This is a genomic window from Pseudomonas sp. RA_15y_Pfl2_54 (genome assembly GCF_963971015.1).
GTDB lineage: Bacteria > Pseudomonadota > Gammaproteobacteria > Pseudomonadales > Pseudomonadaceae > Aquipseudomonas > Aquipseudomonas baetica_A.
In genome coordinates, this window is record NZ_CAXAPN010000001.1 from 263,636 (window position 1) to 275,923 (window position 12,288).

A 12,288-nucleotide genomic window follows, 5' to 3' on the forward strand; every position below is an offset into this window, starting at 1 on the left:
GAGGCTCAGAATTGCAGGATCAGCGTTTTCAATGGCGGCTGTTGATCCTGCGACGGAAAGTCCCGGCCCGGGGTCATTGCGCTCCATTCACGCACCGGGCGCCCGGCCTTTTCGGCGCAGCGCAAAACCTGTTCGCGCCAGTCGTCCATGCTGACTTTTGCCAGGTTGTTGCAGCAGATCAGCACGCCGTTGTCGGCGGTGGTCAGCAGGGCCGGTTTGAGCAGGCTTTGGTAGTCGCGCAGCAGGTCGACGGTGCCGAACGCGCTCTTGGCCCAGGCCGGTGGATCGAGCAGCACCAGATCGTATTGGCGCTGTTCGAGGCGCTGATAGCTGGGCAGTTTCTGCCCTCGGCGCTGACTGATCGGCAGGCCGGCGAGTTGACGGATCGCCGGGAAGTAATCGGACTGGATGAATTGCATCGTCGGCAATGTCGGGTTGAGCAGGCCGTTTTCGCGACCGACCGCCAGATTGCCTTCGGCGAAGTCCAGATTGCACACCTCACTCGCGCCACCGGCAGCGGCACTGAGGCCAACGCCACAGGTGTAGGCAAACAGGTTGAGGACGGATTTGCCTTTGGCGTGATCCTTGACCCAGCCGCGGGTGTTGCGCAGGTCGAGGAACAGCAGCGGATCCTGCCCGGCGTGACGTCCGCGAACGCGATAGTTCAGGCCCCATTCATGACCGACCAGATCGATCAGCGCGGCGTCGTCAGCGCGGTAGACAGGGTCTTGGCGGTCGATACGCGAGTTGCCACGGGAGCGGTCGTTGTAGACCAGCAGCGTCTCAAGGCCCAGGGTTTGATTGACCATGGCGTGCAGTTGCAGCAGATCGTCACGCTCCAGCGTCTGGTGGAAGCTTTGCACCAGCAATTGCGGGCCGTAGCGGTCGATGGTCAGGCCGCCGGCGCCTTCCTGGCTGCCGTGGAACAGCCGATAGCAATCGGTGCCCTGGCTGTGCAACTCAGCGAGCAGGTCCTGGCGTTGATCGAGGGCGGCGCGCAGCGCCTGATTCAAGGAAGACATGCGGGCGCCTTGCTGGAGGGAATTGGGGCGCGGGAGTTTAGCAGTTACTGGGGGGAAGCTACGAGCTACGAGCTATGAGCTTGCAGCTTATCGCTCTGAGCGTCAGCTGAGCCCCATCCGTCGTTTGGCCCGCTGCACCGAACCATTGCGCATCGCCCAGCGCAGCATCGGCGCGCTGCGCTTGACGCTGGCGCGGATCAGTTGCCGTTGCAGCGGATTCTGCCGGACATTGAGCATGTCGCTGGCCCAGTCCGGCAGCAGGTCGATACCGGCCTTCATCATCAGATCGCCAAACGGGCGGGCCAGAGCGCTCGGCGCTGGCGCGTCGAGCAGCAGGCGCAGGACTTCACGGCTGCGTTCATCACACAACAACTGCGGGCGCATGCGTTGCAGGTAGTGCGCCACAGCTTCTCGCGATTTCGGCACATCCCGGGCGCCAAGGCGCTCAGCAATCACCGCGATTTCGGCGTAATAACGATCCTGATCCGCCAGCGACAATTGCGGATTGCGGTAACGCACATGCGCGGCAAGGAAGTTGCTGACTTCTGCCACATGCACCCACGTCAGCAGATCGGGATCGCTGGCCGCGTAAGGCCGGCCATCGGGCGCGGTGCCGACCACTTGCAGGTGAATGGTGCGCACTTTCTCGATCAGCCAGTCGGCGTCCCGGCGCGAACCGAAGGTCGTGCCGGAAACGAATTGACTGGTGCGGCGCAAGCGCCCGAGCATGTCTTCTCGAAAGTTCGAGTGATCCCACACCCCGGCCAGGGCCAGCGGATGCAGTGCTTGCAGCAACAACGCGCTGATGCCGCCGATCAGCATGCTGCTGAAGTCGCCGTGCACCTGCCAACTGATTGAGTCGGGACCGAACAGGCCGGGATCGCCCTTGGGGTTTTCCAGATCGAGCTGACCGAGAGACAGACCGGTCAGGCTCATGAGTTGGTTTTCGATACGGCGGCGGATGAATTCCATGACCACTCATTGATAAAGGGCGGGCGCGCTCGGGTGACCGCGCCCGGGATGTTACTGGTTGAGGCGCTTGTCGATCAGGCCTTGCACCACGCTCGGGTCGGCCAGGGTCGAGGTGTCACCGAGGCTGTCGAGTTCGTTGCAAGCGATCTTGCGCAGGATGCGCCGCATGATCTTGCCTGAGCGGGTTTTCGGCAAGGCCGGCGCCCACTGGATCAGGTCCGGTTTGGCGAAACTGCCGATTTCCTTGCTGACGTGGGCCAGCAGTTCTTTCTTCAGGTCATCGGTCGGCTCGGTGCCGTTAATGGGCGTGACGAAGGCGTAGATGCCCTGACCTTTAACGTCGTGGGGATAACCGACCACCGCGGCTTCGGCGATGCTGTCGTGCAACACCAGCGCACTTTCCACTTCGGCGGTGCCGATGCGGTGGCCGGAAACGTTGATCACATCGTCGATACGCCCGGTGATCCAGTAATCGCCGTCCTCGTCGCGACGGGCGCCGTCGCCGGTGAAGTAGTAGCCGGGGTAGGGTTTGAAATAAGTGTCGACCATCCGTTGCGGGTCGCCGTAGACGCTGCGGATCTGCGCCGGCCAGCTCGATTTGATGGCAAGCACGCCGCTGCCGGCGCCTTTGATTTCCTTGCCGTGCTCATCAAGCAGCACCGGTTGTACGCCGAACATGGGTTGCGAGGCGCAGCCGGGTTTGATCCGTTGTGCGCTGACCAACGGGCTGAGCATGATGCCGCCGGTTTCGGTCTGCCACCAGGTGTCGACGATGGGGCAGCGCTGTTCGCCGACCACGTTGAAATACCATTCCCACGCTTGCGGGTTGATTGGCTCACCGACGCTGCCGAGTAATCTGAGGCTCTGGCGAGAAGTGTCCTTCAACGGCTCGGCACCTTCGCGCATCAATGCACGCAGGGCGGTGGGGGCGGTGTAGAAGATGTTGACCTTGTGCTTATCGATCACCTGCCAGAAGCGCGAACTGTTCGGATAGCTCGGCACGCCCTCGAACATCAACGTCGTCGCGCCATTGGCCAGCGGACCGTAGACGATGTAGCTGTGACCGGTCACCCAGCCGACATCGGCGGTGCACCAGAACACTTCGCCGTCGCGGTAATCGAGCACGTACTTGAAGGTCATCGCCGCTTGCAGCAGGTAGCCGCCAGTGGTGTGCAGCACGCCTTTGGGTTTGCCGGTGCTGCCGGAGGTGTAGAGGATGAACAGCGGATCTTCGGCGTCCATCGCCTGCGGCGGACAATCGTCGCTGACCTCGCGCACGGCCTGGTGATACCAGAGATCGCGGCCTTCGACCCAATCGACTTTGCCCTGAGTGCGCTCGACCACGAGGACGGTGCTGACGTCGGGGCAACTTTGCAGGGCTTTGTCGACGTTGTTTTTCAGTGGCACGAATTTACCGCCGCGCACGCCTTCATCGGCGGTGATCACCGTGCGGCAATCAGCATCGAGGATGCGGTCACGCAGGGAGTCCGGGGAGAAGCCGCCAAACACTACCGAATGAATGGCGCCGATCCGCGCGCAGGCGAGCATGGCGTACGCGGCTTCGGGGATCATCGGCATGTAAATGCACACGCGGTCGCCTTTCTTGACGCCACGGCTTTTCAACACGTTGGCCAGTCGGCAGACATGGTGATGGAGCTTTTTGTAGGTGATTTGCACTGATTCGGCGGGGTCATCGCCTTCCCAGAGCAGGGCGGTCTGATCGCCGCGTTGTTCGAGATGGCGGTCGATGCAGTTGTAACTGACGTTCAGTTGGCCGCCGGTAAACCAGGAGGCTTCGCCTGTTTTCAGGTCATAACGCTGAACGGTCTGCCACGGCGTGCTCCAGTCGAGGAACCGCGTGGCCTGTTCGGCCCAGAAGGCGCTGGGGTGTTCAATGGATTCGCGATACAGGCGTCGGTAGTCGTCTTGACTCAACTGCGCAGCCCGGCGGACGGCATCGGCTTTGGGGAACGTGCTGATATCGAACATGACGGTTCCTTATTCTTGTGGTGCGACAAGGATAAAGATGCGCCGAGCGGTCAACAGGTTCAAGCCAGATTCGGAATCTGATTTTGAATGCACCGGAAACAACTGTGGGAGGGGGCTTGCTCCCTCCCACAGGGTTACAGCGGTGCGTTCAAATCAACCGCGGTGACGACCGCGGAAGTAGTTGATCAGGCCTTGGGTCGATGGATCGTCAGCGGTGGTTTCATCGCTGCCGACCAGACGGTTGTAAACGCCTTTGCCCAGCTCCTTGCCCAATTCCACACCCCACTGGTCGAAGGCGTTGATGCCCCAGACCACGCTTTGCACGAACACTTTGTGTTCATACATCGCCACCAGCGCGCCGAGGCGACGAGGGCTGATGCGTTCCACCACAAGCGTGTTGCTTGGACGGTTACCCGGGATCACCTTGTGCGGTGCGAGTTTGTGCACCTCTTGCTCGCTCATGCCTTTGTCGCGCAGTTCAGCTTCGGCTTCCGGCAAGGTTTTGCCGAGCATCAGCGCCTGACTCTGCGACAGGCAGTTGGCGTACAGCCACTGATGGTGGTCGGCGACCGGGTTGAAGCTGACGATCGGCACGATGAAATCGGCCGGGATCAGTTGGGTGCCTTGGTGCAGCAACTGGTGGTAAGCGTGCTGACCGTTGCAGCCGACGCCGCCCCAGATCACCGGGCCCGTGTCAGTCGACACCGGGGTGCCGTCCTGACGAACGCTCTTGCCGTTGGATTCCATGTCCAACTGCTGCAGGTGCTTGGTGATGTTACGCAGGTAGTGATCGTACGGCAGGATCGCGTGGCTTTGCGCGCCCCAGAAGTTGCCGTACCACACGCCGAGCAACGCCAGCAGTACCGGCATGTTCTGTTCGAACGGTGCGGTCTGGAAGTGCTGGTCCATGGTGTAGGCCCCGGACAGCAGCTCCTTGAAGTTGGACATGCCGATGGCCAGGGCGATCGGCAAACCGATGGCCGACCACAGCGAGTAACGGCCGCCGACCCAGTCCCACATCGGGAAGATGTTTTCTTCACGGATACCGAACGCCACGGCTGCCGCATTGTTGCTCGATACGGCAATGAAGTGACGATACAGCTCGGCTTCCGAACCCCCCTGAGCCAGATACCAGGCGCGTGCAGCCTGAGCGTTCTTGAGGGTTTCGAGGGTGTTGAACGATTTCGACGAAACGATGAACAGCGTGGTTTCGGCGCGCAGCTTTTGCGTCAGTTCGTGGAACTCACTGCCGTCGATGTTCGCCAGATAGTGGCAACGCACGCCTTTCTGCGCGTATGACAGCAAGGCTTCGGAGACCAGCTCGGGGCCGAGGAACGAGCCGCCGATGCCGATGTTCACCACGTCGGTGATCGGCTTCTCGGTGTAACCGCGCCACAGACCGTCGTGGATGCGGCCGACCAGATCGGTGATCTGGTTGAGTACCTTGTGAACTTCGGGCATCACGTTGACGCCATTGACCGACAACTTGTCGCCCACCGGGCGGCGCAGGGCTGTGTGCAGCGCCGGGCGGCCTTCGGACGAGTTGACCATTTCGCCGTCGAACAGCGCTTTGATCGCGCCCTTCAGATCGACTTCATTGGCCAGACCCACCAACAGATCGCGGGTCTGGGCGTTGATCAAATTCTTTGAATAGTCGAGAAACAGTCCGCAGCTGCTGAGGGTGAACTGATTGAAGCGCTGCGGATCGGCGTTGAAGGCTTCGCGCATGCTGAAATCCTGCATGGCTTGGCGGTGATCTTTCAACGCTTGCCAGGCAGGCAGAGCGGTAACGTCGTGAGGAGTGCGGTAGTACGCCATCGCTGCGGTTTTCCTTTTTACTTGAACGGCCTTTTGAACACTGAACAGGCCAGCACGCCTTGGTTGGGCGCAGGCCAACTGCGTCGACACGGTTTTTGGACACAGGGCGAATACAGTAAACCTCGCGCTGCGTTCTGTCTTGACTTTGTCTGACCCATTCCCTGTACTTTTTTAACATTGATGCCGGCAATGGGCCGACAAACGGAAGAGCACAGGCGACTTAATGGCGCACATGAGTGTTTTTTCGGGTTGGAAGCGAACGGCGGGCAGTGTGCCCCAAGGCTTTGAGGCCGGCAATGCAGGCCGCGAGGGGGCCTGAAACAACTGTGGGAGCAGGCTTGCTCCCACAGGGGTATCGCGGTGTTTCAGGTCGGCGTATCGAGGTTCAGGTGCAGGTTGTCGATCAACCGTGTGGTGCCAAGGAACGCCGCCACCAGAATGACCAGATCGCGGTCTTCAGCCGTCGCCGGACGCAGTGTCAGCGCATGGCGAATGTCCAGGTAATCAGGACGCAGGCCAGCGGCTTCCAATTGTTGCAATTGGGCAGTGATCAGCGCCGGGAAGTCGCGATTACCTTGTTTGATCGACTCGGCAATCGTGCTCAGGGTGCGATAGACCACGGGGGCGATGGCACGTTGTTCTTCGCTGAGGAAACCGTTGCGCGAGGACAGCGCCAAGCCGTCAGTGGCACGCACAGTCGGCTCGCCGATGATCTGGATCGGCATGTTCAAGTCATGCACCAGGGCACGTATCACCGCCAGTTGCTGGTAGTCCTTCTGGCCAAAAATCGCCAGATCCGGCTGGACCATGTTGAACAACTTGCTGACCACCGTGGCCACGCCTTCGAAGTGCCCCGGACGGCTGGCGCCGCACAAGCCTTCAGAGAGTTGCGGCACGCTGACCCGGGTCTGCCCGGCCATGCCGTCGGGGTACATTTCTTCGACGGTCGGAGCGAAAAGCAGATCGCAACCGGCTTCCAGCAGTTGTTCCTGATCCGCAGCGAGGGTGCGCGGGTACTTGTCGAGGTCTTCGCCAGCGCCGAACTGCAGCGGGTTGACGAAAATGCTCGCGACCACGAAATCCACCCGTTGCGTGGCTTTGGTGATCAGTGCGATGTGGCCGCTGTGCAGGTTGCCCATGGTCGGCACGAAGCCGATACGCTTGCCTTCACTGCGGGCGCGGGCTACGGCGGCGCGCAGTTCGCGTACGGTTTTTACGGTGTTCATGCAGAGAATCCGTGTTCGATACCAGGGAACGTGGTGGCTTTGACTTCGCTGACGTAAGCCTTCAAGGCCGACTGAATGCTGTCCTGACCGTCCATGAAGTTCTTGACGAATTTCGGCACGCGGCCGGTGATCGACAGGCCGAGCATGTCGTGCAGCACCAGGACCTGACCGTCGGTGGCGTTACCGGCGCCGATACCAATGACCGGAATCTTCACGGCCTGGCTGATTTCAGCGGCCAGTTCACTCGGCACGCATTCAAGCAGCAACATCGCCGCACCCGCCTGTTCCAGCGAGATCGCGTCGGCACGCATCTGCCGTGCCTGGTTCTCGTTGCGGCCCTGCACTTTATAGCCACCGAGAATGTTCACGGCTTGCGGGGTCAGGCCCATGTGCGCGCAGACCGGCACACCGCGTTCGGCCAGCAGGCGGATCGACTCCGCCAGCCACAGCGCCCCTTCAACCTTGACCATGTGCGCACCGGCCTGCATCAGCAGGGCGCTGTTGGTCATGGTTTGTTCGAGAGTCGCGTTGGCCATGAAGGGCAAGTCGGCCAGGATCAGGGCATCGGTGTTGCCGCGTTTGACGCAGGCGGTGTGGTAGGCCATTTCCGCAGTGGTCACTGGCAATGTGCTGTCGTGACCTTGCAGGACCATGCCGAGGGAGTCGCCCACCAGCAGCACTTCGACACCGGCCTCGTTGCAGGCGTGGGCGAAGGTCGCGTCATAGCAGGTCAGCATGGTGATCTTTTCACCTTTTTGCTTGAGGCTCTGGAGCGTGGTCAGGGTGATGGCTGGCATGTAAAAAATCCTCGTTCAGGCGCTATGGAAACTACTGCGAGTAACGCGCGTGATTCTTCATTTACTCAGGCGCACGGTCTTTTGTCGTGCTTATAAGGCCTGGATGGCGCCCGTATGTGCCGGGTTGGCGGCAGCGGGACGCCTATAGTCGTGATGAGCCAACAGGAAGTCAATTGCGTGTGTTACCGCGTTGTTACGAGGGGAGTGTTACCGGCGTTACTGATCCGATTCAGCGGCGCGGCGGGGCTGATTCGAGGCTTTCTTGTCCGACAACATCTAATGGGGAATCGTCAATGTGTGCGGGGTTGCTCGCCAAGGTGTCGTGTCCATCGGTATCTGAATCAACGGATACTGCGCTTTGGCGAGCAAGCCCGTGCCCACAAGGGGGAACTGATTTTAAGTTTTGGAGAGGCGTTCCAGGCCGACGAACGGGCACGCGGCCAGTAGGTCGGGGAGGCTGCGGCCATCGGCCAGGCGCAGATCCTCGGGAGCCAGCTCGGCCAGTGGATACAGGACGAACGCCCTTTCCTGAATCTGGTAATGCGGGACTTTCAGCCGTGGTTCGTCGATCAACCGATCACCGAACAGCAGAATATCCAGATCCAGCGTGCGCGGGCCCCAGCGTTCCAGGCGTTCGCGGCCCTGATCGTTTTCGATCGCTTGCAGCGCATCGAGCAGATCCAGCGGCGCAAGATCGCTGTCGAGCGCCGCCACGGCGTTGGTGTAGCGCGGTTGGCCCGGCAGCAATGAGTCGCTTTGATAGAAGGCGGAAACACCGGCGACCATGGTTTGCGGCAATTGCCCCAGCGCCTCGACGGCGCTGCGCAATTGTTCGGCCGGGTCAGCGAGGTTGCTGCCCATGCCGATATAGATCCGTTCCATGCCTATTCGCCCGTTGCGCTCGGTGCACCGGCACGTTTGCGCTTGGAACCGCCGCTGCGACGACGTTTGCGCGGCGCACCGCTGGCGTCGTCACCTTTGCCGCTGAGATCGCGGATCATGTCACGACGCTCGCTGTCGTTGGCGTCCTGATAGTCCGTCCACCATTCACCCAGGCCATCCGTTTGCTCGCCCGCGCTTTCACGCAGCAGCAGGAAGTCGTAACCAGCGCGGAAACGTGGATTGTCCAGCAACAGATCGGCACGTTTGCCGCTGCGCCGTGGCAGGCGCTCCTGCATGTCCCAGATCTCGCGGATCGGCATGGTGAAGCGTTTCGGAATCGCGATGCGCTGGCACTGCTCGGCAATCAACTCGTGTGCGGCTTCCTGCATCGCCGGGATCGGCGGCATGCCACGTTCCTGCAAACGCAGCACGCGGGCCGGCAGGGCTGGCCACAACAGGGCGGCAAACAGGAACGCCGGCGTGACCGGTTTGTTCTGCTTGATGCGCAAGTCGGTGTTGGTCAGCGCTTCGCTGATCAGCGTGTGGGTATATTCCGGGTTGTGCTCCAGCGCGTCGGCACTGCCCGGGAACAGCGGGGCAAACAGTTGCAGGTCGACCAGCATCTCGAAGGTGATCGCGCCGTGTCCGGAGAGGAACAGCTTGAGCACCTCTTCAAACAGGCGTGCCGACGGGATCTCGCGCAACATCGGCGCCAGTTCGCGGATTGGCTGAACCGTGTGTTTCTCGATGCCGAAATTGAGCTTGGCGGCGAAACGCACGGCCCGCAGCATGCGCACCGGGTCTTCCTGATAGCGCTGCTTTGGATCGCCGATCAGGCGGATCAGGTGATTGCGGATGTCGTGCACGCCGTTGGCGTAGTCGAGGATGCGCTCGCTGACCGGATCGTAATACAGGGCGTTGATGGTGAAGTCGCGGCGTTGCGCGTCTTCTTCCAGGGTGCCGTAGACGTTGTCGCGCAAAATTCGCCCGCTTTCGTTACGCGAAGACTGATTGCTGTCTTCGTCGTCCTCGTTTATCGGGTGATTGGCGCGGAAGGTCGCGACTTCGATGATTTCGCGACCGAAATGAATATGCACCAGTTTGAAGCGACGGCCGATGATCCGCGCATTGCGGAATTCGGCGCGCACTTGTTCGGGCGTGGCGCTGGTGGCGACGTCGAAATCCTTGGGCGTAATGCCCAACAGCATGTCACGCACGCAGCCACCGACCAGATAGGCCTGGTAACCGGCGCCCTGCAAGCGTTCGACGATATTGACCGCGTAGCGGCTGAATTGCGTTTTCTGCAGCGAATGTTGGCCGCTGTTAAGCACTTCAGGGGTGCTGCGGATGTGTTGCGTACGACGCACGGGAGTTCGGAATGACTGGAACAGCTTCTTCAGCATGGGATGCACTGTTTGAAGGAATGTTCGGCCATACCAAAGAATGACCGCATGATGGGCGCAGATTCTAGCATTTAGTCGGGGGATGGTGTAGGACACGGCAGATTTGAGCTGTAAGCCGCAAGCTGCAAGGGTCGAGGAGGGCAAAACAGCAGGATTTCCCGGATGGGAGAAACTACAAGGGGAGCCGGAGCTCCCCAAGAAGTAGTTGCGTGCTCTTTTTATTATTGATTCGGGCTTCTTGTTTTTGTTGAGTGCCCTCGTCACGAAGCTTTTGCTTCGTGACCCTCCCAATCGGGAGCCAAGAGCAAACGGATTGCTTTGGTCGCTGAATTGCAGTGATCTCTCGATCCAACCAGTACAGGCTCTGTCTTAGGACAGTTTTTGTTGTTCTCGGCCTGGTCGTGGGGCAAGCCCCAAATACAACGCCTCTCCAAAAGAATCAGTTAGCTGCGCCTCTCGCCGTCTTGTTTTTATTGTGCGTGAGTCGATTCGTCTTATTTTTATTGTCTTGTGCATTGCTTGTTATTGTTCTTGTACCAAACATATAGCAGGTGCCGTGCCAACTTTTGCGAACCCCAATAAAACAAGGGGTTAGGTCGATCGGGCCCTTTTGTCAGGGCCAAAAAAAGCCGGGGTTTCGTTACCGATAACCCCGGCTTCTGTTACGTGGAAAGACTGAGGTAACAGTTTTTTCACATCTTCAAGCGTTACCCGCACACTCGACAGGTAACGTTCAGCTCTCGCTGGCGACCCCGGTCTTGCGTCGTGGAATGCCCAGGCGCTGACGCCGTTCCCACAGGCATTTACGGCTGACGCCCAGTTTGCGCGCCAGTTCGGTCTCGGTCATGTGGTCCTGATGCTCGAGGACGAAATGCTGGAAGTAGTCTTCCAGCGACAAGTCTTCGGTCGGTTCGTGGCTGCTGTTGCTGGCGTTACCTGAGGTTTGCGGCGGCAGACCAATGAATTCATCGTCGTCCAGATCGCTCAGCTCAATGTCGATACCCAGCAGTTCAGCGGAGATTTCCGGGCTCTCGCTGAGGATCACCGCGCGCTCGACCGCGTTTTCAAGTTCACGAACGTTACCCGGCCAGGAATAGTGACGGATGGCCTGTTCGGCATCCGCTGCAAATTTCAGGTCGGTACGGTTGATCCGCGCGCTCTGGCGAGCGAGGAAGGCATTGGCGATCTCGTTGACGTCGGCACCGCGCTCGCGCAGGGCTGGCAGTTTCAACGCGATCACATGCAGGCGGTAATAAAGGTCTTCCCGGAACTGGCCGACTTTCGCCAGGCTCTTGAGGTCTCGGTGAGTCGCCGCGATCAGACGAACATCGACCTTCTGCGATTGCACCGAGCCCACACGGCGAATTTCACCTTCCTGCAACACGCGCAGCAGGCGGGCCTGGGCTTCCAGCGGCAGCTCGCCGATTTCATCGAGGAACAGCGTACCGCCGTCCGCCGCTTCCACCAGGCCGGCACGACCGGCGCTGGCGCCGGTGAATGCGCCTTTTTCGTGGCCGAACAGTTCGGACTCGATCAGGCTTTCCGGAATGGCGGCGCAGTTCACCGAGATCATCGGTGCCTTGGCGCGTTTCGACAGGTTGTGCAGGGCGCGGGCCACCAACTCTTTACCGGTGCCGGACTCGCCCTGAATCAGCACATTGGAATCGGTCGGCGCGACTTTGCGGATCTTGCTGTACAGATCCTGCATCGGTGGGCAGGAGCCGATGATGCCGATTTCGCCGTTGCTGTTGTCGGTGGCTGTTTTGCCGCTGCCATTGGCAGATTTGCTGGCAACGGCTTCGCCCGCTGCCGGCGCCGATTGGCGATCACGCAGGATCCGCGCAACGGCCTGAAGCATTTCATCGTGGTCGAAAGGCTTGGCGATGTAATCCACCGCGCCCATCTTCATCGAGTCGACCGCCGAGCGCAGGCTGGCATAACTGGTCATGATCAGCACCGGCGTGCCCTGGCCGAGCTTGATCAGCTCGGTACCCGGAGCGCCCGGCAGACGCAGATCGCTCACGATCAGATCGAACGTAGGAATGGTGAAGCGTTCTTGTGCTTCCTGCACTGAACCGGCTTCGCTGACCTGGTACTGGTTGCGTTCCAGCAGGCGGCGCAAGGCGGAGCGGATAATGGTTTCGTCTTCGACGATCAAAATGTGCGGCATTGATTCGAT

Annotated in this window: 9 protein-coding genes; all 9 read right to left on the minus strand. The window is 60.3% G+C overall.

Annotated features, from left to right (window positions below; genetic code table 11):
* Window positions 1–5: 5 nt before the first annotated feature.
* The 9 genes from AACY50_RS01325 to AACY50_RS01365 all read right to left on the minus strand — a co-directional run bounded on the left by AACY50_RS01325 (window position 6) and on the right by AACY50_RS01365 (window position 12,279).
* Window positions 6–1,022, minus strand: a complete 1,017-nt coding sequence (locus AACY50_RS01325) for a class I SAM-dependent rRNA methyltransferase (protein ID WP_339466287.1) — start codon at window positions 1,020–1,022, stop codon at window positions 6–8.
* A 102-nt stretch (window positions 1,023–1,124) separates the two neighbouring features.
* Window positions 1,125–1,994, minus strand: coding sequence for an oxygenase MpaB family protein (locus tag AACY50_RS01330; protein WP_339432792.1), 870 nt, complete (start codon window positions 1,992–1,994; stop codon window positions 1,125–1,127).
* A gap of 51 nt (window positions 1,995–2,045) precedes the next feature.
* Complete coding sequence (gene acs, locus AACY50_RS01335) at window positions 2,046–3,983, minus strand: acetate--CoA ligase (protein WP_339466288.1); 1,938 nt, start codon at window positions 3,981–3,983, stop codon at window positions 2,046–2,048.
* A gap of 153 nt (window positions 3,984–4,136) precedes the next feature.
* On the minus strand, window positions 4,137–5,801 hold the full coding sequence (gene pgi, locus AACY50_RS01340) for a glucose-6-phosphate isomerase (RefSeq protein WP_339432794.1): 1,665 nt from the start codon (window positions 5,799–5,801) through the stop codon (window positions 4,137–4,139).
* 365 nt (window positions 5,802–6,166) lie between these two features.
* Window positions 6,167–7,027, minus strand: a complete 861-nt coding sequence (gene panC / locus AACY50_RS01345) for a pantoate--beta-alanine ligase (RefSeq protein WP_339493842.1) — start codon at window positions 7,025–7,027, stop codon at window positions 6,167–6,169.
* Window positions 7,024–7,824 carry a 3-methyl-2-oxobutanoate hydroxymethyltransferase gene (panB, locus tag AACY50_RS01350; protein WP_339432796.1) on the minus strand — a complete coding sequence of 267 codons (801 nt, stop codon included), beginning with the start codon at window positions 7,822–7,824 and terminating at the stop codon, window positions 7,024–7,026. Before panB ends, panC begins: the two co-directional genes overlap by 4 nt.
* A gap of 396 nt (window positions 7,825–8,220) precedes the next feature.
* Window positions 8,221–8,706 (minus strand): 2-amino-4-hydroxy-6-hydroxymethyldihydropteridine diphosphokinase, encoded by a 486-nt coding sequence (gene folK / locus AACY50_RS01355; RefSeq protein WP_339432797.1) that lies wholly within the window; start codon window positions 8,704–8,706, stop codon window positions 8,221–8,223.
* A 2-nt stretch (window positions 8,707–8,708) separates the two neighbouring features.
* Entirely contained in the window at window positions 8,709–10,109 is a 1,401-nt protein-coding gene (locus tag AACY50_RS01360) for a polynucleotide adenylyltransferase PcnB (protein WP_339432798.1), read from the minus strand.
* A gap of 733 nt (window positions 10,110–10,842) precedes the next feature.
* Entirely contained in the window at window positions 10,843–12,279 is a 1,437-nt protein-coding gene (locus AACY50_RS01365) for a sigma-54-dependent transcriptional regulator (RefSeq protein ID WP_339432799.1), read from the minus strand.
* Window positions 12,280–12,288: the final 9 nt, after the last annotated feature.